We start from the raw sequence: 26,752 nt of genomic DNA on the forward strand, positions 1-26,752 counted from the left end.
GTCGTTGGCGATCGGGATCGTGATCGTTCGCGACGCGACACCCACTGCGAAGGCCAACGTGCCGTTGGTTCCTCGGTAGTCATTGGTGCTGATCGCCGTTCCGTTGGTCGTCGCAAAGTCCACGGCCACCGCTGTGATCAAGGCACCCGAGCGTTGCACCTCGATCAGCACGGCCGGACCCGCTTCGTTGGTCGTATATCCCGTGCGGGCGAACGACACACTCGATTCATCATCCAGGATCCGCAACGTCGCGTTGCTCAGGGTTCCCAGGCTGGCTCCGCCAGCCGGGTTCGATAGCGCAAGGGACAGCTCTTCGTTGCCTTCCGCGGAGGTGTCGTCAACGATCACCACTTCAAAAGTCTTCACCACTTCGTTCGAACCAAAGGCCAACGTTCCGTTGGTGGAGACAAAATCTGCTCTCGAGGTCGCCGTCCCACTCGTGGTGGTGAAATCCACGGTCACTCCGTCAGCCAATCCCGTCTTGCGCACTACCGAGATCAAGGCAACAGCAACATTTTCAAAGTTCGTGAAGGTCGCGGTCCTGAATTCAAGTGCTCCGCCGCTATCGTCGTCAACGATGGTCACGACCGACGTCGAGTTCGATCCTAACGAGGCCCCTCCGGAGGTCCCATCGAGCAGGACACGAAAAGTCTTGTTGGTTTCATCCCAGGAATCGTTGATCAGCGGAACCGTGATGGAGCCGGTGAGCTGCCCCGGGCCGAACACCAAGGTTCCATTGGTAGAGACGTAGTCCGATTCACCGGACGCCGATTCCGCTTCAACACGATAACCGACGCTCACGGTACCGGAGGAGCCACCGGATCGAGTCACGGTCAACCGTGCGCTGGGCGAGGCCTCCGGAACCGAATAGGTGGAAGGGTTGAATTGGAGGGTGCCCGCGCTGGCGAGTTCGTTATCAAGCAGCGTCAACATCGCATTGGTGCGACTGCCCAACACCGCACCTCCGGTCGGATTGGACAAACGCAGGACCAGCATTTCGTCGCCCTCCTTGAGCTGGTCATCGATGAGACTCACTAGAATGTTGGTTTCAGACATCCCGGATTGAAGCGTGAGCGTCGTGCTGATCGGCTCAAAGTCGAGACCGGCGGTGGCGTTGACATCCTGGGTTTCAAGCTCGACGGTGATCGTTCCATTGGTTCCATTGCGCAGAATCGTAACCGTGGCAGCGGCGTCGTTTTCGGGCGCCAAGTAGACAAGGGAGCTGAATTGAACACGACCGGCCTCGGGAGCGGCCGAAAGAGTCGCCAAGGGGAACATCGTCTCCCGGTAATATCCCGACATGCCCACTCCACCCGGCAGAGCGTTGGTGTCAATGCCGGTACGCTTCACGAACATCAGACGGGCGTGATACCGGGTGTTCGTCGTCAGGATTCCTGAAGGGAAGGTAATCGACAAGTTGGTTCCGGTCAGGGTGCCCTTCTCGAACAGCTCGTCGGTGCTGGTAACGTAATCACCCTGTTCAGTGAAGACATCCGCCACAATCATGTCGGCTGGCGTGCCATTGGTGAACGGAAGCCAGGCCATGATAAAGGGCTGCTCCACCTCAATCTCCTGAAGTTCAGGCCAATTGATCAGATGCGGGACCGGAGGGTAGGCATCAGCTCCCAGATTCAAAACCGATTTGTTGGTCGCGCCGTTCAGGAGGAGGAACGTGAAGGTGTAGGCACCGGATCCATAACTGGCGTCCAGCAGCGACTTGGAGCTGAATCCCTGACCGACCTCAAGCTGCGAGTTGGCGTTGGAGAAGGTCTTGGAGACTCCACTGGGCAGCTTCAAAGTGGCGTTGCCCAGGATGTTGCTCGATCCGGGATCTACGGCGGAGAAGAACCGGAACGGAAGGGAGGCGCTCAGCAACGAGGGCGGGGCGGCGTTGGTTTGCTGATATTGCTGGCCCTTCGATACAAAGAAGCTCGGACCGCCCGAGGAGTTGCCTCCCGCCCCTCCGCCAGGGCTGGTGGCAATCGTGAAGCGGGTTTGCCGATAGTAGCCGACCAATCCGACAGATCCGGGAACGGAGTTGGTGTCAACTGCGAAGAGCCTCACAAACAGGAGCCGAGCCTCATACACCTTTCCGCTGGCCAGAGCTCCGGGCGGCAACTCCACCTGGAGGTTCGTTCCCGACAATGATCCTGGCGCCATCGGAGGCGGGGTCGACAGCGAGCCATCCCCCTGCTCCGATCGAACCTCCAGAATGATGAAGTCATTCGTGCGAGCATTCTCAAGCGCATCCCAGGTCACCGTCAGCGACTGAGCCGCATTCACCGTCTGAAGCGCCTGCCAATTCGCCACGCGCGGCGCGCTCGGATAAGGATCCTCGTCCACCGCCAGAACCAAGCTCACCCTGTTGGTGCTGCCATTAGTCCCAACTAAGCTCAAGGTGTAGTCGCCAGGTCCGTAGGCCAAATCGAGGGCGTTCAAGTTGTCAAAACGCTCCTCCAGGACGAAGCTGTATCCCTCATTTGTTAAGCCTTTCGTGCTGCCTGAAGGGATTACAATCTCCACCTGGCTAAGCCCATTGCTGGCACCCGGTTCGACGCTCGCGGAGAATTCATAAGCTCCAGCGCTCAGCAAGAGAGGGCCGGATGAGTTGGTCTGCTCATACTGCTGTCCCTTGGCGACATGAAACATGGCGAAATCGCTGCCGCCACCGTCCCCTCCATTCCCGCCATTCCCGCCGTTGCCTCCATTCCCGCCGTTGCCGCCGCTTCCACCATTGCCAGAGTCATTGTCCACGATGGTCAGAACCAGATTGGTAGCGCTTCCGAGGGCCGCTCCACCGGTCGGATTAGCCAACTGCAGCAGGAGCGTCTCGTTTTGCTCGGGCGCGGAGTCATCGAAGATGACAATCTCTACATTGGTCGACTGAACACCGGGACCGAAAATCAGTGGGATCGAAATGGGGCCGTAGTCCTGTCCCCCGGTGGCCGTCCCGTCCGACGAAAACAAATTCACGCTGACCGGACCATTGGTGCCCGTGCGAGCGACCGTCACAAAGGTGCTCGGCACGTTCTCCCCGACACTTTGGGTTCCTGTTCCAAATTGGATCAGATCGGGCCCACCTGATCCGCCCGACCCGCCGGATCCAAGCGTCTGCAGCGGAAAGGCGGTTTCTCCGTAGTAACCAACCAAGCCAAGTCCATTGGGAAGCGTGTTCGTATCCACCGTCGCGAGCTTCACGAACATCAGACGGCCTTGATAGGTTTTGTTCGGCGCCAAGATGCCTCCCCTGACTCCAAAGGAGACATTGGTCCCACCGAGGCTGCCTGGCTGCACCGGACCCGGAGTGCCTACCAGCTGTCCAGCCTGCTCATCCCAGATTTCCAAGACAATCGTATCGTTGGTGGTGCCATTCGCAAAGACATCCCAGACGACGGCAAAGCCCTGCGCCGGATCAATGGCTTGAAGATCCTCCCAGTTCGCGACGCGGGGAGCGCCCGGGTAGGACCCGTTGTCGGGCGGGAGGGTCAGCGATGCCGTATTCGTGACCCCGTTGGTGCCAACCATCGAAAACGTGTATCCACCCGCGGAGAACGCGGCATCCAGGGTGGTCTGATCCGGGAACTCGGCCTCGTATTGGAAGCTCGAGTCGCGGTTGCTCAACGTGAGCGTGGATCCTCCCGGGGGAGTCAGGCTGGCTCCCACGACGATATTACTGCCGCCCGGCTCCACGCCCGACATGAATCGGAAAGGCACCCCGGCGATGGCTTGAGGCCCGGTGGCGTTCGTCTGCTCATACTGGCGTCCCTTGGCGAGAAAGTACTCCAGCGGCGCAGGCGGGGGAGCAACCGTCATCAGCGGGAACACGGTCTCTCGAAAGTACCCCGCCACTCCGATCGCCCCGGGAACGCTGTTGGTGTTCACCGCCACCAGCTTGATAAACACCAAACGGCCCTTATACAACGTGCCCGGAACGAGCACACCACCGTCAATGACCATCGCTAGATTCGTTCCGCCGAGATTGCCCGGCTCAACCGGCCCTGGAGTACCCAGCACCCGATTTCCCTGCTCATCCCATAACTCCACCACGATGGTATCGTTCGTGGTGCCATTGACAAAGACATCCCACTGAATGGAGGTTCCCTGCGATGCGTCGATCTGTTGCAACGCTTCCCAGTTCACCACCGATGGAGCCACCGGATAGGAGTCGGTCGCGAGAGTGAGCGTGGCGGAGTTCGTGATCCCATTGGTCGACACGAGCAAAAAGGTGTAGTCCCCGGCCGACAGCGCCGAGTCGAGCGCCGTCTGATCCACGAATCCTTGCTCGTGCTCGAAGTGATGGTCGTGGTTGGTCAGAATGAGGGTCGCACCCCCTGGTACAACCAGGAAGGCGGCGCCTAGAAGATTCGATTGCACGGTCTCCACGCCTGAAGAAAACCGGAACGCCGACCCGGCGCTCAGCAAGGGTGAGAGGGCATTGGTCTGCTCATAACGCTGTCCCTTCGCCAGGAAATAATTCTGCACGTCGGCGGAGTGGGCAAGTCCGGGGCAAAGGGCCGTCAAAACAGCCAGCAGGCGGAGCAACAGTGTCTTCATTCGATTCTCGTTTTAGCTCGTGGTCCGATGAATTACCGGGTCCCAACGGGGTGGTTCGCACAGGGACACGCAGCAACTTCAAGGGTCCAATCGTCAGAAGTAGTTGAGGCTTAACTCTAAATTTTTGACACCCCCCCCAACGCTTTACAGAAGACCCCACTTTCAGGCTGAATGCCCAGGTGACTCAAAACCGGACACTGGTCAGCGGCGCCAACGGATTTGTCGGGTCCGCCTTGGTCAACGAGTGGGAACGCCAGGAAAGACCGGTGAGCCGACTGCTTCGCTCCCCGGGAGCGGGAAACATTCCTTTTTCCCTTTGGAACCCATCAGCTGGGCAAATCGACCCGGGCTGCTTTGCCGGGGTTGGCCAGGTCGTGCATCTCGCGGGGGACAATATCTCCGAGGGCCGATGGACGAGGGCCAAGAAGGATCGCATTCTGCAGAGCCGCATCCAAGGCACCCAACTACTCTGCGCCACGCTGGCTCGATTATCATCGCCCCCGCAAGTGCTGGTATCCGCCTCGGCGGTGGGCTTCTACGGAGATCGCGGCTCCGAGGTTCTCACGGAGGATTCGGTCGCCGGTGCGGGCTTTCTCTCCGAAGTGTGTCAGGCCTGGGAGGCACAGACCGAACCCGCGCGGCAGGCTGGAATTCGCTGCGTCCACCTGCGCCTGGGCGTGGTGCTCTCACCCAGCGGAGGAGCGCTGGCCAAAATGCTTCCTCCGTTCCGCCTCGGAGTCGGGGGGCGAATCGGCTCGGGGCAGCAATACATGAGTTGGATCACTCTCCCTGACCTGCTGGCAGCCATCGATCACTGCTTGGCGGACACGCGCCTTTCGGGACCGGTCAACGCCGTGTCACCAGGAGCAGTCACCAATCTCGAATTCACCCGAGCCTTGGGCCGCTCGCTCGGGCGTCCCACACTTCTGCCGCTCCCCAGCCTGATGGCCCGACTGATCTTTGGGGAGATGGCGGAAGCCACCTTGTTGGCGAGCACGCGCGTGGCGCCAACCAAACTTTCCGCGACGGGATTCCACTTCTCAGCGCCCAGCATCGCCGATGCGTTGGCCGGTCTAAGGTGACGGGGCGAGAGGCTGAACCCAGGCGCTCTCTTTTTCCTCCAGACTCAGGGCAGCCTCCTTCGACTTGGACGAAATCACTTTCGCGCGCACGTAGAGCTCCGATCCGTCCAACTCATACGATGCGGTCATCCCTTGCACCTGTTTCAAAATCATGCCCACCTCCAAGCCGTAGCGCCGAGTGGTGGGGTACGGCCGTCCATCTTTCGCGATGATCGGCTGCCCCTCGGCCAAGAAGCTCTTGGGAGTGCCGATGAATTGAATGGTGTAGGTCACTCCGGGGTCAGGGTCCACCGTGACCGTCAGCCGCTTCCGTTCGCGCTTCACGTCGCGCAGTTTCACCCCCGTGCTGGCGTAGAAGTCACCCCGTTCCATCGCCTGAATGAGGTCGCCCGCCTTGAGCTGAGCGCTGCGCACCATGATCCACCCGCGGCCCGGATTGCTCTGCTGGGGCGCGAAGGAGTGGTAACGATGGGAGTCGTCTACCGCCAGGCCATACATCGGTCCCAGCTTGGTCTTCGAAAGGCGCAAGGCCAGCACAACGTCCCAGATCGCCTCGGTGCCCAGGCGTGTCCCATCGCCCAGATTGTGAACCTCTGGATGACCATTGTAGATCTCGAAAAACTTCTCCCCGCGCAGCTGGGCGAGATCCTCCCCGGTCACCGCCCAGCCGAAGTTCGGATGGTTAATATGCGGAACCATCGGCTGACCGGTGGAGGCTCTCTGCCGCAGGACCGCATCCACGCAAGCCTGCATGACCTCTAGAACGCTGTTGCCCGTGGGGACGACCAAGGGAGCCTTGATGTTTGAGGCGTTCACATGAACCGGCCAGAGCTTGTATTGGGCGGTAATCTCAGTCGCCGGGATCAGCAGGAACCGTCCAGGCTCGTCGAACAGCGGCGAGAACTCGGACAGCGTCTTCAACCGGACCGATTCCTGATCCCCCACGGTTCGCTCGCTCACCCAGGCGGCCCCGAACCGGGCGCGGTAGCGCTCCACCGTCGCCTCCTTCTCCGCCAGCCGGGCCTTGTTCACCCACTTCTCCCCCAACTGCATCTGGTTGTGATCCGACAGCGCCAGGAAATGGTAGCCTCGACTCTTGTACCAGTCCGCTACCATCTCAGGAAAATCATCTCCATCGCTCCACAAGGTGTGGGTATGCAGATTGCCCTTCCACCAGCGAGCGGCGGCGGCGTGGGCCACCTGAGGCAGAGAAGTGTGAACCAGGAGCGATACCAGCAAAACGCGGAGCCCGTAAGACAGGGCCGCTCGACCGCAGCAATGAGCACGTGAGTTCAAGGCGCCATCTGACCAGCTCCGCCCGGTTTGTTCAACTCCCGAGCGTGGAGGGGGCAGTTCGGCCGCCTCAAACCCCGCTTGACCCCTCGATGCGGTTGCGAGTACTTCATCCCCTTCGGATATGCGGGTCCTCAGCCTGAATTTTGGCGACGCCAACTGTGCCAGCTCACAGTTCCGCATCCATGCCTACCTCGATTCGCTTGCCTCTCTCGGTATTCAAATCGAAGCAACACCCGCCAACTCGTTCACCAACTGGGACAAGATCGGGACTTACGATGCGGTCATCATTCAGAAGAAACTCTTCCGATCCGGACAGCTGCGTCGTTTGGCGAAACACGCCAAGCGCCTGCTCTATGATATCGACGACGCCATCTGGGAGCCTCATGGAAAGCCCCATGGCTGGATCACCCGCCTTCGCACCCGATCCCGAATCCGGGCCGTTGCCCGCGCGGCCAATCTTTGTCTCACCGCCAATGGCGTCATCGCCTCCTATCTGGGTCAATGGACCGACAAAGCCCGGATTTTTCCTATGTCCCTCGACGAGGTGCTCTGGCAGCCAGCCCCCCCCGAAGCCCACGGGACTCTGCGCATCGGCTGGTCGGGAGCCCCGGGAAACCTGCCCTACCTTGAAGCGCTGGAGCCAGCGCTGGCCCAGATTCAACAGCGCCACCCCCAAGTGGAATGGACTGTTCTTTGCGGCCAGGCCCCGTCTCTGAAGACCATTCGCTGGAAACATATTCCCTGGGAACCCGGCTGCGAACCACGAGTCGTCCCATCATTTTCCATCGGGCTCCTGCCGCTGCCCGATAATCCCTTCGCCGCCGCCAAATCGCCCATCAAAGGCCTTCAATACATGGCCTGCGGGGTGCCAACGGTCGCCACCCCGCTGACCGCGACCCGGGAGCTCTTCGTGAACGATCAGGCCGCCCTGTTCGTCACTCGGCCTGAAGAGTGGGTTCAGTCGCTCGATCGCCTCATCTCCGACCACATCTTGCGAACTCGCATGGGGTTAACCGCGCGACAGACCTTCGAGTCACGTTATGCGCTGCGCACCCAGGCGGCCACCTTCGCCAGCCACCTCCAAGGGCCATGATCGAACGCCTTCACTGTCCCGTCTGCGCGACCCCGGCATCACCGCCACTGCTGGATATTCCGTTCTCCGATCCAGGCATCGCCCGCTACTGGAAGCAGATCGGTTTTCGCTCGCCCCCACCTTGGCCCCTCGAGGGGGTACCTTTTCGAGTGCATGAGTGTCCCAAGTGCTCCGCGCTCTACCAACGCTGGGTGCTGACCGACGCCGAAGCGTCCCTCATGTACGGCGTCAACGAATCCCCTCACCGGCCTCAGGACAGCCCCCTAATCGGCCTGGCTCACCAGGCCCAGGATGTCATCCTGCTGCGCGAGCTTCTGCCGCAAGGCAGCCCGCAAATCCTCGACTTCGGCATGGGTTGGGGCCGCTTTGCGCTCATGGCTCAGGCGTTCGGATGCCAGGTGTGGGGCGTCGAGGTTTCCGAGACCACCCGTGAGCATGCCCGCGCACACGGCGTGAAGCTCGTGGATGAGCCGGCTCTGGCCGACAACAGCTTCGACTTCATCATGGTCGATCAGGTCCTTGAACATTTGATCGACCCGGCGGGGATGGCGCGACGTCTGGCTCGATGCTTGAAGCCCGGCGGCCTCATGCTCTGGGGGGTCCCCGGGCATGCCAAACTCGCCGGGAAGCTCAAGCGCAGCGGAAGTGCTGCGGAACCTACCTCAACCCTGAACCGAAAGGACTTTGACGCCATCAGCCCGCTGATCCACCTGACCCTCTTCAACACCCGGAGCCTGCGCTGGCTTGGGGAGCAGGCGGGTCTGAAACTGAGGCATCCGGCTCCGTGGTTAACCCTGGGTGCAGGGGCCTTATGGAACCGGCCGCGCCAGTGGAATCGACACGTGCTGCTGGCCTGGAAATATTGGCGTGGGATAGGAACCCGAATGTGGTTCCGCAAGCCCTGATGCCGGGCCACTGTCCCGGGTGTGGTCAAGGGGTGCGGTTCTGGAAATCGATCTTAACCGTGGCCTCCACGGAACTGACAGGCGCTCCGACCAGGCGCTGTTGCAAATCCCCGGACGATTGATAGGCAGCCCACCAAGACTTACGATCCTCCAGCGTCCAGGACCGGGCTGCCGGGGTGCCCAGGAGGCGGTCCCTCAATGCGGCAGCACCGCCGGGACGCAGAGTGGGATCCTTCTCCAGGCAACTCAGGATGATCTGCTCCAGCTCCGGGCTGATCGGATTCCTCGTGCGCGCACTCAGCGGCAAGGGCAGCTCCATCTTGTGCTTCTCATAGAGCCCCTCCACCGTATCCGACTCAAACACATAGCAGCCGGTCAGCAAATGATACGCTAGAGCGCCCAAGGAGTAGAGGTCGCTGCGCGGATCGCTGCGCAATGGATCCGTTAAGGCCTCCGGCGGCATGAAGAGCGGGGTTCCGACCGCGGCCGCCTCCAACCCGCCCTGTCCTCCATCCGTCGAAGCGGAGCGATAGGAACACACCAGGCCAAAATCCAACACCTTGACGCAATCGGGAACTCCGCCCAAGCGGCAGAGAAACACATTCGCCGGTTTGATGTCGCGATGGATCAAGCCTCGATCATGCGCTTCCTCGAGGGATCCGCAGATCTGAACCAAGATATAAATTACCCGGCTCTCCGGCTGCGGCCCATATCGCGCCACCAAGTCGGAAAGCGTCAAGCCCCGCAGCAGCTCCATCGCATAGTAAAATATCCCCTCGGGAGTATGTCCGTAATCGTAGACTTGAATGGTGTTGGGATGGGTGAGCTGGCAGGTCAGGCACACCTCACGCTCAAAGCGCTCGATCGCACTCGAGTCAGCCCGGTTGGGCAAGAGCAGCTTAACGGCAGTCTCCCGCCGCATCAGGGAATGATGCGCGCGGTACACAACCCCCATGCCTCCTTCCCCAATCTTCTCCTCCAATTTGTATTGGCCAAGTTGCTTCACGCGAAGCTCGGCCTCATTGAGCCGTCGCTGCCACATCAGGTGCAGATACGAGAACAAAAACATGAGTAAGGTGCAGACGAGAAGGAGCAGGAACAGCATCACGAACAGCACTTTCAAAACTCCGAGAGGACGAAACGCCTCGGACGCATCCACCTGCGTGGCGACGCCGAATCCATGCTGAGGAAGCCACCGCCAGGCACCCACCACCGGCACGCCTCGATAATCCCGCGATGGCACCACACTCAATCCATTGGTGCTACTCACCGCTTTGGCGGCAATGAAGGTCAGAGCGCGGGTGGAGTTGGTGGGATCCTCCCGGACGATCTTGGCAGGAAAATCCACGCCAGGATCGCTCAGGCGCAAATTCAACGCCGAGCTGGCTCCTTCCCGCACGTCCAACAACCCCAGCTTTTTGAGCTGGTCGTCGAATCGGCTTCGCGACAGTAGCATTCCGTGTTCATCGAGCGCATAGGTCTCGCCGCTTTCCCCGGAGCGAGCGACCGACAGAATATGCGTGAACTCGGCCTCCGGATTGATGATCAACGCCAGGGCCCCGCGAATGCGCCCATCCTCGTCCCGAATCGGCGCCGCAACCTGCATCAGTGTCAGGTCACCGAAACGAGGCCGCCCGCCCGGAGAGGGGAAGGCACGGTCGCGTGGGGGCGAGAACCCCGGAGGTGCACCTGGTGGTCCGGAAGGGTCCGAAGGGCCGCCCCCCGGGAATGGCCGGGCCGAGACGTCGCCTGGAGGCGAACCGGGCGGGCGGCCTGGGAATCGAGAACGTTTCGGCTTGAAAGGAGTGATGACCACCGGTTGTCCGGTGCTAAACAGCTCTGAAAATTTCTCCACGTGCTCCTCGTAAACCGGAGTCCATCCCCGTCCCCGACGACGCGGTGAGGGACTCAAACTCAGTTGATTGGTGCTGACCAACTGGATCAGGTCGTAACCCATCAATGAGAGACGCGGCTTCAGCAACGCGAGCAGTTCGATGAACTCGGTTTGGTCAGTCGGCCCTTCCGCGACCGTCTTCGCCTTGGCCAGAGCACGAAGGGCGAGGTCTCGAACCTGGGGATCCTGGGCGAGCGAGGTAACCAGCTTGCCCTCGTTCTTCATCCAGATATCGAGCGCCGTGACGTTCGCCTCCAGCGTGGCCGCCAATTCCGCCTTGAGCTGGTTCTCCACCGTCTGCCGCAATCGACCGGTACCCCACCACCCAAACACGCCGACCAGAACCGACATGGCTAGAGGGACGATCCAAGTTGGGGTCTTTTTGCCAGATATCATAAACAGGCAGGCGCTCAGCTGCGGCAGCAGTTTAGCGATCCGGCCCGTCTTTCCCAGCGGTATGTTGCGGGGCAGAGGGATTCGAGTGTGGTTCGAAGGGAGTGAGATTCAGGTTGAATTCAGCGGGTGATTCCCTGCGATGGTGCGGGCTTTCAGCCCTCAGCGTGTGTGGGGTGATGGGACCTGGGGTTGTCACCCCAGGCTGAGATGGTGCTGGGCCTGTGGCCCGCGGGCTTCAACCCCAGTGATGAATTCCGTAGGAATCTGGGATTAGGGTTCTGGGATGAATTTGGTATTGGTTCGGAAGCTCGTCGCGCTGGAGCACCAACGGTGCGTCCAATCCCAGCCTGGGGTGACAACCCCAGGTAAACATCCCCTCCCTTCCAGGGCTGAAAGCCCGGCATAAGGCCGCCGAGTTCATCCTGACTCCATAGCGCAACGAATCAGCACTCGCGAAGATCCAGGCTGGCAAATCATCCGCAGATTTCCTAAAGTGTCTCGATGTTCCCTATTGATGCCAGTCCATGGGCTGCTCCCTGGGAGCTTTCTATGGCGAAGGCATAGACGCACGGCTTGAAAAACACGTTTGAAACAATCGACGCACGAATCCGTCAGACTCGAGTGTTGACGACCTCACTCTCTGGTTTTCGATGGAGCCTTGTTGGGCTTCGTTCCCAGATCTGGGCGTCGCTTGGGGTGTCAGCAGCCCTCTGGATTTCCCTCAGTGGCAACGCCGCTGGCCGCGAGGTTTCCCAACCGCGCCTCACTCTGCATCCCAGTTCGATCGAACTCCGTTCCGCCGAGGATCGTCATGGGGTTTTAGTCAGCGGCCCAGACTCAAACGATCTGACACCTCGGACCCGCTTCTACTCTTCGGATCCTTCGGTGTTCCTCGTGGCGAGCAACGGACTGTGCCGGCCGGTGGCCGATGGCTACGCGGACTTGATTGCGGTCTATCGGGGTGCCACCAGCCGTATCCCAATTCGCGTGACGGGAGCCGTGAACTACCCGGTGCCAAGCTTCCAGCAGGACATCGAACCGATCCTCACCCGGCTGGGATGCAACATGGGCGCCTGCCATGGCAAGCAAGCGGGGCAGAACGGCTTCAAGCTCTCCCTCCGTGGCTACGCCCCCGAGCTTGATCATGCCTGGCTGACGACCGATGTCATGGGCCGACGGATTGATCCAGCGTTTCCGGAAGACTCGCTGCTGGTCCAAAAGCCGCTCGGGATAGTCCCGCACGAGGGGAAAGTGAAGTTCGAGGAAGGCTCACGTTATCACCGCATGCTGGTGGACTGGATTCGAGCCAGGGCTCCCGGACCTGCAACCAATGAACCCAGTGCAGACCGACTCGAGATTCTGCCTGGGGACCGCCTCCTCACGCCCGGATCAACACAGCAGCTTCTGGTACGGGCTCATTGGCCGGATGGTCGGGTGAAAGACGTGACCTGGCTGGCGCAGTTCTTTTCTAACAACGAGCCCATCGCCAGCGTTACTCCCGAAGGACTGGTTGAGATGCGCCGGAGCGGCGAAACCAGCATCCGCGCCCATTTCCAGGGCCTGGTCAGCGTGGTCCGGTTTACCGCCCCTTTCCGCCAGTCGGTCGCCTCCTCCGCCTTCAAGGGGGAGCGGAATGCTGTGGATCGGCCCGTCTTCGATAAACTACGGGCGCTTCGTCTGCCGCCGTCGCGGCCTACGGACGATCTCACCTTCCTCCGTCGCGCCATGTTGGACACCATCGGAACGCTGCCTACGACCGCAGAAGTAGAGCGTTTCGACGCCGACAAACGACCCGACAAACGAGATCGCCTGGTGGAGTCTCTGTTCCTGCGATCCGAGTTCACCGATTATTGGACTCTCCAGTTGGCCGACCTGCTCCAGAATCGCAAGGAACGGGACCACGACGTGCGGGGCAACAAGAACGTCAGAGCCTTCCATACCTGGCTGCGGGGTGAGGTCGCCGCCCATCGACCATGGGATCAGTTGGTCCGTAGGGTCCTCACCGCCCGAGGCGATTCTATTGGCTCCCCGGAGATCGGTTACTTTATCTACCTGGTGGGGGAGAAGCAGCCCACCGAGAGCGAAGTGACCGACGCCGTAGCGCAAACCTTTCTGGGAGCGCGAATCGGCTGCGCTCGATGCCATAACCACCCGCTGGAGCGCTACACCCAGGATGACTTTTACCACTTCGCCGCCTTCTTCAACCGAGTTTTGTTGGACCGGAAGCCAACGACCGAACTCGCGATCGCAAGTCGGGACGAGAAGGAGAAAATGAAGCGATTCAGCGAGGCGCAGAAGAAGCTTCAAGAGGCCGAAGCCCAGCTCCTCAAGGTCGAAAGCAAAGGTACGGAAGAAGCAAGCCAACGATATGCAGAGCGTCAGCGGGAGGCAGCACAGGCCAAGCGCGAGTGGGTCCGGGCACGCGCCCGGGCACCCTATGCCAACCAGCCCCGAACGCACCAGCAGCTGGAAGCGAGGGCGTTGGATCGCGTTCCTGTGGATTGGGGCGGCGTGACGGATCCACGGGTCAAGCTGGCGGATTGGATCACGTCCCCCCAGAATCCCGCCTTTAGCGGCGTCATGTTCAACCGACTCTGGAAACACTTCTTGGGCGTAGGACTCGTGGAGCCAGTCGATGATCTTCGCGCCAGCAACCCTCCGTCGAACCCCGAGCTCTGGGACGTTCTCTCTCGCGAGTTCGAGCAATCCGGCTACGATCTGCGTCATGTGATGCGGCTCATACTCACCTCCCGCGTCTACCAGCTCAGCTCGGAGACCGTTGCCGGTAACGAGACGGACACCCGGTTCTATTCTCATTACTACGCCCGAAGGTTGCCCTCCGAGGTTATCGCCGACGCTATCAGCGCCGCGACCGGGGTTCCAGATAGCTTCGAAGGCTTCCCGGTGGGGCTTCGTGCGATCCAGCTTCCCGAAGCGACGGTCGGCAGCTATTTCCTGACTCTCTTCGGGCGCAGCGAACGGGTAACCGCCTGCGCCTGCGAACGCAACGGAGAAGTCACCCTCCCTCAGCTCCTCCACCTTCAGAACGGGGAAGAGGTGACTCGCAAAGTGAGTTCCCCGGACGGACGGCTCCGTGCTATCCAATCCGCTGCGAAATCTCCCCAGGAAATCGTGACCCAACTCTTCCTCGCGACGTTCAGCCGACCGCCGAGCGCGGGGGAACTGCGACGATGCCTCGACATCGTAAACACCCCTGGCCAAGCATCCGCGCTGCCCGACCTCTTCTGGGCGCTGCTCAATTCCAAAGAGTTTTCCTTCAACCACTAGCTCAAACCTCCACGACTATGCTCGACATCGCCCTCTCCACCCGACGGTCGTCGCTGTGCAACGGCTACTCACGTCGGGATTTTCTGAGGATCGGCGCACTCTCGCCGCTGGGGCTTTCGCTCGGTGGTTTGCTCTCTTTGGAGAACGGAGCCAAGGCATCAACCGCCGAAGCCAAGGCTCGCGCACCGCGGGCCAAATCCGTGCTGCTCATCTATCTGGGCGGTGGCCTCTCACATCACGACACCTTCGATCTCAAGCCTGGCGCGGTCGAGGAGATCCGCGGGAAATACAAAGGGATCCCCACCACGATCCCCGGACTCCAGATCGGCGAGCTCCTGCCCCAGATGGCCAAAGCCATGGACAAAGTTTGCCTCATCCGATCAGGCACGCACGAGAACGACCATCATGAGACGGCGACCAACTGGGTAATGAGTGGCAAATTCGGCTCACCCTTTGGCGACCATCCCGCGATGGGTGCCGTCGTCGCCCACGAAACCGGCTTCAGCGGGAAGGTCCTGCCCTACGTGGCAGTGCCGAAAAACCCCAGCTTCACCTGGGAGCTAGGTAAGAGCGCCTGGATGGGAGGTCGCTACGAATCGTTCAAGGCGGGAAACCCCAACCAAAAGGACTGGAAGGTGCGCGACCTCACCTGCCCTACCGCCTCGACTCCCGAAGTGCTCAAGCGACGCCGGACTTTGCTGCAAGCGGTGGACTCCCTCGCCTCGCGCATCCACGGCAACGACCAGATCGCCACCTATGACGAGTTCTCGCAAAAGGCGGCTGACATGATTCTGTCACCGCAAGCGCAGGAGGCGTTCGCGATCGAGAGAGAATCAGCCAAGCTTCGCGACAGCTACGGGAGAACTGAGTTTGGCCAGAGCTGCTTGCTCGGCCGGCGGCTGGTGGAGTCGGGAGTTCGATTCGTTACCGTCAACTACGGCGGATGGGACCATCACGCCAAGATTTTCGAGAACCTCGACAAGAAGTTACCGGAGCTAGATCTGGGACTCGCGGCGCTGCTCACCGACATGCATGAACGCGGATCCTTAAAGGAGACGCTCATCCTCGTTATGGGTGAGTTCGGGCGAACCCCCAAGATCAACAAGGATGCCGGACGAGACCATTGGGGCCGCGCGGGATCCCTGCTGTTCGCCGGAGCCGGAGTTCAAGGCGGTCACATTCTGGGAGCCACCGACAAGGACGGAGCCTTCGTGACCGAGCGGCCCGTGCGCCCTGCCGACGTCTGCGCGACGGTCTATGAGGCGCTCGGCATCGACCCTCGAAAACAGATCATCACGCCCGAGGGACGTCCGGTGCAAATCCTCGACGAGGGGACCCCGGTTCACGAACTCTACTCCTAACCCATCCCTTCATGAAACTGTCGCTCTGCTGCGGCTGCCTCGCTCTACTCGGGACCTGGGCCACTCCAAGCTGGGCCGAAGATGAGAAAGCCAAATCGGCCGAGTCCGAGGCCCCGTCGCTCAGCTCTGCGACGCCATTCGTTCTCGCAGTTGGCGCCACCCACAAATTGGTGATTCGGGGACATCACCTCGACGATCTCACTTCGCTTCGCCTGCTCGGGGGCGATACTCCACTCGAAATCAAAGGTTTCATCCTACCGCCCCCACCCGGAGAAAAGCCGACCGAAAAAGAGAAGGAGAAGGCGAAGGGCAAGCCAGCCATCGAACAATCGCTACAAGCCGAGTTCCGCGTGCCCGACAACTCTCCGCTAGGCACCAACGTCACGTTGGTAGCCACGGGTCCCAAAGGAGAGAGCAATTCGCTGCGGCTGTATGTGGCAGCGAAAGGCATGCTCATCGACGAGAAAGATCCGAATGGCGGCTTCAAGGAAGCGCAAGCAGTCGAAACGGGCTGGTCCATTGCCGGCACGCTGAGCCAGGCGACAGACGTCGACGTGTTCAAGATCCACGTGAAGGCCGGGCAAAGTCTCCGGGCCGAGCTTTTCGCCGCTCAGCTGGGATCCAACCTCGACGCCTCCCTGAATGTCTACCATGCCACAGGTGCGCTGCTCGCCTCCAACGACGATACCGCTGGCCGAGACCCCGCGCTCACGGTGAAGTGCACCGACGAATCAGACTACTTCATCGCCGTGTCCTCCGTCGGTGAAATCGCGGCAAAAAGCACGCCGAGTTATGTCCTGAAGGTGAGGGTTGAACCATGAATCGGTGGTGGATCCTGTTCTTGCTCCTAGGTTCTGGCACGGCCCATTCCGCGGTGTCCTATACCCGAGAGGTCTTGCCCATCTTCAAAAAATCCTGCCTGAGCTGCCATCGTCCAGGCAAGGAGAAGGGCGGGCTGGACCTCACCAGCTACGCGGCCATCGTCAAAGGGGGGAAACACGGGGATCTGCTGAGCCTCAAGGATCCGAGGCACAGCGTGCTGCTCGAGCAGATCACGGGCCCCAAACCGGCGATGCCGAAGGACGACGACCCGCTCACGCCCGCCGAGATCCATATCGTGAAGACTTGGCTGTTGGCTGGTGCGCCCGACGACACTCCAAAGCCTTCCCAGTTGCCGCCTCAACCCGCGATCTATTCCGCGCCCCCGGTTCTGAGAGCCATCGCCTTCAGCCCCGACGGACGGTGGCTCGCGGTCGGGGGACAGCGAGAAGTGCTCCTGCTGGATTCTACGAACCAGGCAGCCGGCCCCAGGTTGGTCGGCGAGGCCACACGCATCGAGTCCTTCGAGTTCTCGCCCGATGGACACCAACTCGCGGTGGCCGCCAGCTCTCCGGGCCGTTCTGGCGAAGTCCAGATCTGGGAGATCCCAAGCGCCACGCCCCGTCACGTTTACCAAGTGGCCCATGACTCCGCCTACGGGATCCATTGGTCACCCGATGGCACACGAGTGGCGCTCGGCGTTGCCGACAAGACGGCCCGAGTGCTGAGGGTGGCGGACGGGAAAGAACTGGTTCGCTTTGATCAGCACAGCGACTGGGTGTGGGGAGCAGTCTTTGTCAAGGATGGGACACAGATCGTCACCGCAAGCCGCGATCGTTCGATGAAGCTGGTCGACGCGGCGACGGGAGCCCTCATCGACGTGCTCAACCGGGACACCGAACCCATTGTCTGCCTCGCCAAGCATCCCAAGGAAAACTGGGTGGTGTTCGGCTCAGAGGTACGACCGCGGCTCTACAAGGCAGAAGCGAAGCCCGACAACATCAACCCGGACCGCGACCCCAACGCCATCCGAGAGTTTGAGCACTTTGACCGAGGGGTCACCGCGGTCGCATTCAGTCCCGACGGGAAGTTCCTCGCAACCTCCGGCAACCCTCCGGGAGAAGTTCGTGTTCATGCTGTGGAGAATGGCCAGCGAAAGGTGACGCTCCGCGGACATCAGGGTGCCGTCTTCGCCCTCGCCTTCACTCCCGACGGCTCCCGACTGGCGACGGCAGGGTTTGAGGGAAGGATTAGGATCTTCGACTGGGCTCGGGAGCGGATGATCACGAACCTGATCCCGGTTACCATCACTCCTCTCAGCGTAAAGAATCCCGGGTAGATTCTATGGACCGCGCGTGGCATGCCACCGCTTTTCCTGCGCGCCACCTTAACGCGCGTCGGTCACCTGAGCGCAACCAGGCCCGCCGGAAGCATTCTTACGTCGGTTCCTACAATTGCGGATTGTAGGGGACGATCACAAGTCTTGGGGCAGCTTTCTCCCCTCCTGCGAAAAATTCTCCTGGCTTCGCTCGCAGGGGCGGGTAGAAGCAGTTGTCTGAAGCCGCATCCAAGCCTTTTCATCCAGTCGGGCTGCCGGAACTCCTGGTGAGAACAATTGGACCGGCGTCGAAGCAACTGCACATTGTATGCAAACCAAATCCTTACACCCCATCATCTATGTCCGCGGCTACGCCATGTCTCAAAGCGAGATCGAGGACACGGTAGCCGATCCCTACATGGGCTTTAACTTGGGTTCGACCAAGGTTCGACAACTCTGGGATCGCAAGATCAAGAAGCTCTTCTTCGAGTCACCTCTCGTCCGGTTGATGAAACAATACGGATACCGTGATGTGTATGACGAAGGCATCGACCAAGTGGGCATGGAGGCGGATCCAGCCAGCCGGTTGCCGTATCGGAGCCTCGTGGTTTACCGCTACTACGAGCCCTCTTCCGAAGAAATTGGGGAAGATGTCAAACCAGACATCCAGAATTTCGCCAAAGGTCTGGGCGACCTGATCCAAAGACTGCGGGAGCGAATGTACCCGGAGGGCCCGGCGACCAAATTAACCAAAGAGGAAGAGGAAGCGGGCAAGCCGCCCTACGAGGACTTTCGAGTTTACTTGGTCGCGCACTCCATGGGTGGCTTGGTCTGCCGAGCTTTCCTACAAAATCCCCGCTTGGGAGACGCGGCGACGCGACGGTTAGTGGATAAGGTTTTCACCTATGCCACGCCGCACAATGGCATCGATGTTCGGGGACTCGGCAACATTCCGTCGTGGCTTTCCATCATGGGGATGAACACGTTCAGCCGCGACGTAATGGCGAAGTACCTCGGCCTCAAGGCCTCGGATCGGGAGGATGACGCCGTGGACATTGTCACCGGTTTCGATCCGGATCGGATCTTCAACTTGGTCGGAACGAACCCGGGCGACTACAAGGTGGCCGGCGGCCTGTCCAGCTTCGCGGCCAGCGAAACCAGCGACGGACTGGTCCGAATCGCGAATGCAACGACCCGCGGATGGGAGGATGGGGTTCTGAAATCGTCGCCCAACGCCTTTGTCAACCGGAGTCACTCCGGACATTTTGGCATTGTGAATAGCGAAGAAGGGTTTCAAAACCTGGTGCGATTCCTGTTCGGCGATGTGCGGGCGGACGGCTACCTGGACATAGATGAGCTGACTCTGCCTCCCGATGTGCAAAAGGAGAGGGATGCCGGCAAGGATGTCCGCGCTTCCTACCTCTTTGAAGTGACCGTCAGCATCCGCGGCAAGCAGTGGCAGCTGCACCGTCGCACCGCGAACGAGAACAGCGCGATCTTCCGGATGTACGACGAGCTGTTCCCCGACAGCAAGCGCGGAGGCCGCAAACCCGATCGATCGAAGAGCCCCCTCCTCTTTAACGTATTCTTGGACCTCAGCCAAAGGGTCGACCCCCGCCGGAAATCCGTGGCCTTTGCAGCCGACATCTGTATTCGAGTGCCCGAATATGAAGTGAAAGGGCTTCTGTTTCTCAAGAACCACTTTGAAGGCGGATACTTGTTTCGTGATCTCATCACCATCGAAGCGACTCCCCCAGTCACCCCCGAAGGCGAATTCGATCCCGATGGCAGCTGGAAGATCCATTACCAGTTTGCGAGCCAGCGAGGGAGCGCGCCGCAGCTGGCCGAAATCACTGAGGATGAGGAGAAGCTCGTCTTCACCATACCGATCGAACAACCCAAGCCTCCCGGCATCCGGGCGAGTCTCCGCGTCGTAACCACCTTCTGGAATCGCTGAGCTAGCGGCAATGAACAAATCGGCCCGGAGTCTGCATGCGATCAAGTTCTGTCTGTGCCTTTCGGCCGCGCTCTGGCTGCGCGGCCTCGGCTTGGGAACCGCCGCAGCTGCCGAGCCAAGTCCTTCACTCCTGCCAGACCTGTTGACCCCCGAAGAGCGCCGTTGGCTCGAGGCTCATCCTACCATCCGCGTGGCCCCCACGCCCGACTACCATCCCCTGGAGTATTTCGACTCGATCGGAAAGCACTGGGGAATTACGTCGGACTACTTCAGCCTCATCGAGCAGCGCTTGAGCTACCGTTTCAAGTTTGTACACCTGTCGCCCAAACAATGGCTGCACCTCGATCCCGAATCGCGAGGAGCCGATGTTGTGACAGCGTCCGCGGAGACGCCCGCGCGTGCCGTCTATTGGAAACTCACCCCAACCTATCTCACACTCCCCACCTACCTCATCACCCGCCGCAGCGTGGTCGATAACATCACCCTCGCGCAGCTCGAGGGAGGCCGCATCGCAGTGGTCAAGGGCTGGGCCGCTGAGGATTACTTGAGAACTCGGCATCCCCAGCTTGCCGTGGACGCCGTCCCGGATGTGGCCACCGGTCTCAAACATGTGTCATTCGGGTTGGTAGATGCGTTCCTGTCGGAGCTGCCGGTGGCAACGTCGTGGCTGGAGAAAGAAGGGATCACCAATCTGAAGCTCTCCGGACTAGGGGGCTACACCTATCACCTGGGCATTTCCGTTCGGAACGACTGGCCGGAACTGCATGGCATCCTGAGCAAGGCGCTAGCGTCCATCACACCGGCCGAGCGCGAAATGCTGTACAAAAGGTGGGTCAAGATCGCCATGCCGGACAAGTTCCTGAGTGAGCGTGCCCGCCGAATTTTGGTGTGGACGGGCACCAGCCTGGCAGTCCTGCTCCTCGGCAGTCTGTCGTGGAACCGTGCCCTGTCCTCCCGGGTCCGGGTTCGAACCGCTCAGCTCCAGTCCGAGCTCACCGCTCGAGCCCAAGCAGAACAATCGGTTCGCGAAAGCGAGGCGCGCTACAAGCATCTATTCCTGCAGTTGCTGAGGGCCGAGGATGAGGAGCGGCGGCGCATTGCCCGAGACCTGCATGACACGACCGCCCAACACTTGGCCGCCATCCATATGAACCTCACTCGCCTGCGCACCCAGCCGAGCGGCGCAGCGGGCGAGCAGGTTCTCACCGACTCGCTGGCCTTGGTGGGCGAGTCGGTGAACGAAGTGCGCACCCTCAGCTACCTCCTGCATCCGCCCCTGATCGAGGAGCTGGGGCTCGCGGGAGCGCTGGCCGACTACACTACCGGGTTCACCAAGCGCAGCGGTGTTCAGGTCCGGTTAGATCTCGACCACTATACCGGGCGGCTATCCCGCGAAGTGGAGCTGGTTTTGTTCCGCGTCGTTCAAGAAAGCCTGGCCAATGTGCATCGGCATTCTGGCAGTCAAACGGCCTTGGTCCGATTGGAACGCGACGCCGATCAGGTTCGACTGGAGATCCAGGACAATGGCTGCGGCATTCCCCCAGGGGCAACGCAGGGGGTGGGGTTGCGCGGCATGCAGGAGCGGCTGCGGCAGATCGGCGGCGACCTCGACATCGAATCCGACTCCGAAGGGACCACGGTTCTCGCCTCGGTCCGAAGTCCCCAGCCTTCCGAGCAAAGCAATACCGCATGAAACCAATCCGCATTCTCATCGCCGACGACCACTGCCTGATTCGTCAAGGCCTCCGCGCCGTCATCGAAGCCCACCGAGGATGGGAGCTCTGTGGCGAGGCCGGCAACGGGCGGCAGGCCATCGAGCTTGCCAACGAATTGCGGCCCGACGTGGTTGTGCTGGACCTAACCATGCCGGAGCTGAACGGGTTGGAAGCCACTCGCCAGATCCGTGCCCATCTCCCACGCACGCAGATTCTCATTCTCACCATGCATGATTCCGAAGCTCTCGCCCAGGAGGTCCTGGCCGCCGGAGCTAGGGGCTATGTGCTCAAGAATGACGCGCCTGAACTCCTTCCCCGCGCGATCGAAGCTTTGTCAGCCGGACGCATGTTTTTTACACCAAAAGTGGCCGATTTGGTCATGGACAACCTCGCGAAGGGAGGGCCCAACCGCGCCGCATCGCAGCGGAGCCGGCTCACTCCCCGCGAACGTGAGATCGTCCAATGCCTCGCCGAGGGCAAGTCGAACAAAGAGACAGCGGACGCCCTGAGCATCTCGATCAACACGGTGGAGACCCACCGCAAGAATGTGATGGGCAAGCTGCGACTTCGTTCCGCCAGCGACCTGGTTCGATACGCGATCCGCAATCACCTGATTCAAGCCTAGCTCGTCCCTAGCCGTTACCCCCTCCTACCCACTTCCAGGGATAGCTGGGATCACGCCTTGCGAGGATGTTAAGGCGCATGAATGAGCGCCCGCTGAATATCCCGAATTCCGAGAACTGGGAAACCTTTCGACACGTCGCATCCTTAGCTGATGGCAAGCGGCAGGGTCTGCACCGTCTGGTGTTCCTAGCCTCGCAACTGATTCATACTCCCATCGCCTTCATTACGCTGGTCGAGGGCGATCGACAGGTGTTGGGCGCCCAGATCGGGCTGTCACAGCCACTGCCGGCCAAGGGTGGCTTGCCCGGATCACTGGCCATCAGCGGGATCCTGGTGAACTCCGGGGAACCACTGCTCATCCATTCTTCCGATGACCACGAGCACGGCCAGGCGTTGGAGGAAATCGGCGGCGGCAAGTCGGCCGCTTTTCTAGGCTTCCCGCTCCGGGAAGCCGACGGGGTGGCCTTCGGGTCCTTTGGCATCGTTGATCTCAAGCCGCGCACCTGGCAACCCGGGGAGGTCGGATTGCTCTCGGAACTCTCGGCGCTCGCCGCAGGGGAGATTGCCGCTCAAGTCGCCGCCCGGGAGCATGAGGCACTCAGGGAGCACCACACCCTCCTCTGCCAGAGGCTCGCGGAAGCGGAGCAGGCCAGAGCCACCTTCGAATCTCGGCTCCCGCGGGTCCAACGCTTGGCTTCCTTAGGAACCCTGGCTTGCGGTGTCGCCCACGAGTTCAACAACCTGCTCGGAGCCATCATAGGGAATGCCACTCGGGCCAAGTTCCATGCCCTTCATGGCGAGATTTCAATGGACCCCATCGACGATGTCCTGCAAGCGAGTCAACGGGCCCGGGAGGTAGTACGGCAAGTGCTGGGCTATGGGCGTGATCAGGCCGCCACGCGCCAAACCATCCGGCTTGAACCGCTCCTGTCGGAATGCGTTGGGCTCCTGCGTTCGACCCTGCCGCGCGGGGTCGAACTCACTCTGGCCTGTAATCCGGACACGCCGCCCATACTGGGCGACCCGACCCAGATCACCCAGGCGGTCATGAATCTCGTCACCAATGCCTGGCACGCGCTCGACCACCGGTCCGGCCGAGTCGAGATTGCTTTGGAGCCCTCCACCCCAACGTCGCTGCCGGCCGCCCCGTATCGGCCAGGCCTCGCTTCGCATGCCTGCATCAGTGTTAGCGACAATGGGAAGGGAATGGATGCGGGAACCCTCCAGCGAATCTTTGAGCCCTTTTTTACCACCAAGGGTCCAGACGAAGGAGCCGGACTGGGTCTGTCGATCGTCCAGAGCATTGTCCAGGAGCATGGGGGTGAGGTTCGCGTCCGCAGCCAGTTGGGCCAAGGCACCACGTTCACGCTTCTGTTTCCATCCGCCGCTTCGCAGTCACCCACGAAATCCGAATCTCACCCTCGTCTATGAAAAGACCAAAGAAACAGATTCTTCTCGCCGAAGATGATGCCCCCCTTCGTCAAACCTTGGCGGCTTACCTGGAGGTGGCCGGCTACACCGTCCACCAAGCCAGCGATGGGGCCCGAGCGCTCGCCCTCTACGAGAAGCACCGACCCAACGTCGTGGTCATGGACATGGTCATGCCCCACATGGAGGGTTCCGAAGCGGTCATGGTGCTATCGAGACGCTATCCCGAGGCTCGTATCCTAGCCATCTCAGGCGGTGGGCATGACTCGGGCGAGACCTATCTGCGCGTGGCCGCCCGCCTCGGGGCACACGCCACTCTCGCCAAGCCATTCCACCCCGAGGCTCTGGTTAGCGCCATCAAACAACTACTGGGCCCGAGCGAAGAAGGTGTAGTCTCCTGAGCAAGCCTTCAGAGGATCGGTTCCTCTTCCCTAAAAAGATATCTAGCAGCTGTCGCGACGATTCCTAAGGGATAGCTCAGCACAGAAGGACTCCACTGCCGGACTTACGCCCGTCCTTTGCGGTTCAACAGCTCTCCGCGTAGTTCCCGAAGTCTGCCTTACACCCAAGTTCGACAGACGGCTCGCATTCTTCTGGCGAACTTGAGCCTGTTGTGCATTACTCCGACCCGATTCGGGACATGCCAAACAAACTCCAACCGCGTCGGATCCTCGGAATGCAACCCGCAGCCCGCCTGCTTTGGGTGCTCTCGGTGTGCCTGCTGGCCGCCGGAGTCGGACGGGGGGCTGAAAACACTGGGGTGCGGCCCACAACGACGGCGGCCCCAGCGGCAGCCGCGGCCACGACGCCCGCCTTGGGAACAGCGCCGGCCGAGCCGGACGATTCCGGGGTCCCGTTGCGGCTGCTCAACCGGGAGGTGTTTGTCTTTCGCAGCGCTTTCGGACCCTACCAACCCTCGCAACGCGCCGCCGCCGCCGCCGCCCTCATTGAAGCGGTCAAACCGACAGCCGGCGCCCAGCGGGTCATCGCGCAGCGGGTGGGCACCAATACTGAAATGCGGGTTTACGGCCAAGTCGTGTTCTATGTCACGCCCGGGGATGTGTTCGAGATTCGGGGGGAAACCTTCGATTCCCTGGTCGAGCGAACCCTGCAACAGCTCGACACCGTGCTCTCTGAAAAGGAGGAGCTCAGCAACAGCCGTGTCATCGCCGCTTCCATCGCCAAAGGGCTGATCAGCACCGTTCTGCTCTCCACCCTGATCTGGCTCCTCGCCCGCAACCGCCGCTGGCTCGAGTCCCGTCTGATCCGACTGACCGCAGATCGAGCGGATCAACTCAAGTCCCACACCTTGCGAGTGCTCGGGCTTCAGAATCTGGTGCCGGTGCTCCGCGGGCTCATGACCACCGTCTTCTGGACCGTCGTCGTGCTCGCCACCTACCTGTGGCTGGAATACCTGCTCCTGCTGTTTCCCAACACCCGTCCGCTGGGTGAGGAGTTGGGCCTTCGATTTTTTGATCTCCTGGGCCGGCTCACCCAGAGCGTGATTGGAGCCCTGCCCAACCTGGGCATCGTGCTGTTTGTGTGGTTCGTGGCGCGGTTCGCCAGCTCGGCCGTCCGACGCTTCTTCGCGGCGGTCGCCAGTGGAAGAATCCACTCCAATGTGTTCGATCCCGCCACCACCCCGATCACCCAGCGTCTCTGCGTCATGATGATCTGGATCACCGCGATCATCGTGGCGTTCCCTTACATTCCGGGAAGTCAGACCCCGGCCTTTCGTGGAATCAGCGTCCTGGCTGGCCTGATGATCTCTTTGGGATCGGGGAGCGTCGTGGCGCAATTGGTCGGAGGTTTAATCCTGGTCTACAATCGGACATGTCGAACGGGGGACTATGTGCGTATCGGGGAGCACGAAGGTACTCTCACCACTATCGGCTTCTTTTCGTCGCGGCTCATCACCCCCCGCAATGAGGAAGTGGTGCTGCCCAATAACCAGATCTCCGGGGGCGCTCTCATCAACTATTCCCGGCTCAACACCGCTGAGGGCGTGACACTCCCCGTCAAAATTTCCATCGGCTACACCACGCCGTGGCGGCAAGTCCAAGCGATGCTCCTGGAGGCCGCCCGCCGGACCTCAGGGGTTCGCTGGCAACCCGCGCCATGCGTCCGCCAGAATGGCTTGGGCGACTTTTACGTCGAGTATCAGCTCAACGTGATTCTGGAGACTCCATCCCATCGAACACGTGTGCTGTCCGAAATCCACGCCAACATCCAGGATGTCTTCAATGAGTACGGAGTGCAGATCATGTCTCCGCACTACGAGGCCGATCCGCCGCAGCCTGCGGTGGTGCCCAAGGACCGATGGCATCTGCCCCCGGCCACTCCGCCGGCCTAACACAGGGGTCACACGAGAAGCTAAGTGAGTCGAATTTTCCTGACCCGCTACACCTTCTCGGCTACGACCACCCTGATCTTCGCCATCCCCGACAATATCCTGTCGGATAACACCGGCGGAGCCTCGGTTTTGATCACCCCAGAACTCGACACCACCGGACCCAAACTCTTAATCTCCAAACCAAATCTGGAGGCGGTGGTCCTCAGTTGGACAACCAATGCGTCCGACTTCAGGCTCCAATACACCCCGCAACTCCTCCCTTCAGCTTGGGGTGACGTGGCCGCCCCCCCGCTCACCGTTGGCACCAACCACAGCGTCGTAATTCCAGCAAACCTACCGAACCAATTCTTCCGCCTGTGGAGGAACTAGGTGTTCCCCTGCATGGCCGTCCTTGGTGATTCAACGTTTTCCCCGGCCGTGATGGGAAGTGCCCGAGTTTTAAACCGCAATGGACGCAAAGGACGCGACGTGGAACCGGAGGAACGATAAATTCAGAATTCTTCTTTCCCCTACAGACATAACGTCCTTCGCGTAGGTATGAGTTTTGTCCAGCGGTCCTGAAAGACTCAGGCAGCATTGCAGAACGGACGGAAACGGGGCCACCATAAGGGCCAGTTGGTCTTGCTAACTAGCTGGCGGCATTACGGGAGACCCTCGAGAAGAACGCTT

The 26,752-nt window shown here is 60.7% G+C and carries 17 protein-coding genes; 14 read left to right on the forward strand and 3 right to left on the reverse strand.

What is annotated here, in order from left to right:
* A partial coding sequence (locus tag JNN07_26670) for a hypothetical protein (GenBank protein MBL9171345.1) occupies window positions 1–4,554 on the reverse strand: 4,554 nt, incomplete at its 3' end.
* Between the two features lie 179 nt (window positions 4,555–4,733).
* Between JNN07_26670 and JNN07_26675 the strand changes: the two genes are divergently transcribed.
* The gene (locus JNN07_26675; protein ID MBL9171346.1) at window positions 4,734–5,636 is read left to right on the forward strand and encodes a TIGR01777 family oxidoreductase; all 903 of its coding nucleotides are present in this window, start codon (window positions 4,734–4,736) and stop codon (window positions 5,634–5,636) included.
* Here JNN07_26675 and JNN07_26680 read toward each other — a convergent pair.
* Window positions 5,628–6,932 (reverse strand): hypothetical protein, encoded by a 1,305-nt coding sequence (locus tag JNN07_26680; GenBank protein MBL9171347.1) that lies wholly within the window; start codon window positions 6,930–6,932, stop codon window positions 5,628–5,630. The two genes, JNN07_26675 and JNN07_26680, sit on opposite strands and share 9 nt — an antisense overlap.
* 121 nt (window positions 6,933–7,053) lie before the next feature.
* On the opposite strand from JNN07_26680, the gene JNN07_26685 reads away from it, so the two are divergent.
* On the forward strand, window positions 7,054–8,025 hold the full coding sequence (locus JNN07_26685; protein ID MBL9171348.1) for a glycosyltransferase: 972 nt from the start codon (window positions 7,054–7,056) through the stop codon (window positions 8,023–8,025).
* Window positions 8,022–8,930, forward strand: a complete 909-nt coding sequence (locus JNN07_26690) for a class I SAM-dependent methyltransferase (GenBank protein ID MBL9171349.1) — start codon at window positions 8,022–8,024, stop codon at window positions 8,928–8,930. The genes JNN07_26685 and JNN07_26690 overlap by 4 nt, the downstream gene beginning before the upstream one ends.
* A gap of 25 nt (window positions 8,931–8,955) precedes the next feature.
* On the opposite strand, the gene JNN07_26695 is transcribed toward JNN07_26690, so the two are convergent.
* On the reverse strand, window positions 8,956–11,220 hold the full coding sequence (locus JNN07_26695; protein MBL9171350.1) for a serine/threonine protein kinase: 2,265 nt from the start codon (window positions 11,218–11,220) through the stop codon (window positions 8,956–8,958).
* A gap of 573 nt (window positions 11,221–11,793) precedes the next feature.
* Between JNN07_26695 and JNN07_26700 the strand changes: the two genes are divergently transcribed.
* The 11 genes from JNN07_26700 to JNN07_26750 all read left to right on the forward strand — a co-directional run bounded on the left by JNN07_26700 (window position 11,794) and on the right by JNN07_26750 (window position 26,452).
* A complete protein-coding gene (locus JNN07_26700; protein ID MBL9171351.1) occupies window positions 11,794–14,508 on the forward strand; it encodes a DUF1553 domain-containing protein in 2,715 nt (904 codons plus the stop codon).
* 17 nt (window positions 14,509–14,525) lie between these two features.
* Window positions 14,526–15,869, forward strand: a complete 1,344-nt coding sequence (locus tag JNN07_26705) for a DUF1501 domain-containing protein (protein ID MBL9171352.1) — start codon at window positions 14,526–14,528, stop codon at window positions 15,867–15,869.
* A gap of 11 nt (window positions 15,870–15,880) precedes the next feature.
* Window positions 15,881–16,690: a PPC domain-containing protein gene (locus JNN07_26710; protein ID MBL9171353.1), complete on the forward strand. Its 810-nt coding sequence runs from the start codon at window positions 15,881–15,883 to the stop codon at window positions 16,688–16,690.
* The gene (locus JNN07_26715) at window positions 16,687–18,027 is read left to right on the forward strand and encodes a PD40 domain-containing protein (GenBank protein MBL9171354.1); all 1,341 of its coding nucleotides are present in this window, start codon (window positions 16,687–16,689) and stop codon (window positions 18,025–18,027) included. The genes JNN07_26710 and JNN07_26715 overlap by 4 nt, the downstream gene beginning before the upstream one ends.
* A gap of 307 nt (window positions 18,028–18,334) precedes the next feature.
* Window positions 18,335–19,963, forward strand: a complete 1,629-nt coding sequence (locus JNN07_26720; GenBank protein ID MBL9171355.1) for a hypothetical protein — start codon at window positions 18,335–18,337, stop codon at window positions 19,961–19,963.
* Window positions 19,964–19,973: 10 nt separating this feature from the next.
* Entirely contained in the window at window positions 19,974–21,656 is a 1,683-nt protein-coding gene (locus JNN07_26725) for a transporter substrate-binding domain-containing protein (GenBank protein MBL9171356.1), read from the forward strand.
* A complete protein-coding gene (locus tag JNN07_26730) occupies window positions 21,653–22,303 on the forward strand; it encodes a response regulator transcription factor (protein ID MBL9171357.1) in 651 nt (216 codons plus the stop codon). Before JNN07_26725 ends, JNN07_26730 begins: the two co-directional genes overlap by 4 nt.
* Window positions 22,304–22,380: 77 nt before the next feature.
* Complete coding sequence (locus JNN07_26735) at window positions 22,381–23,733, forward strand: GAF domain-containing protein (protein ID MBL9171358.1); 1,353 nt, start codon at window positions 22,381–22,383, stop codon at window positions 23,731–23,733.
* Entirely contained in the window at window positions 23,730–24,131 is a 402-nt protein-coding gene (locus JNN07_26740) for a response regulator (protein MBL9171359.1), read from the forward strand. The genes JNN07_26735 and JNN07_26740 overlap by 4 nt, the downstream gene beginning before the upstream one ends.
* Window positions 24,132–24,370: 239 nt before the next feature.
* On the forward strand, window positions 24,371–26,083 hold the full coding sequence (locus tag JNN07_26745) for a mechanosensitive ion channel (GenBank protein MBL9171360.1): 1,713 nt from the start codon (window positions 24,371–24,373) through the stop codon (window positions 26,081–26,083).
* 24 nt (window positions 26,084–26,107) lie between these two features.
* Window positions 26,108–26,452, forward strand: coding sequence for a hypothetical protein (locus JNN07_26750; protein ID MBL9171361.1), 345 nt, complete (start codon window positions 26,108–26,110; stop codon window positions 26,450–26,452).
* Window positions 26,453–26,752 lie beyond the last annotated feature (300 nt).

Source organism: Verrucomicrobiales bacterium (assembly GCA_016793885.1).
GTDB lineage: Bacteria > Verrucomicrobiota > Verrucomicrobiia > Limisphaerales > UBA11320 > UBA11320.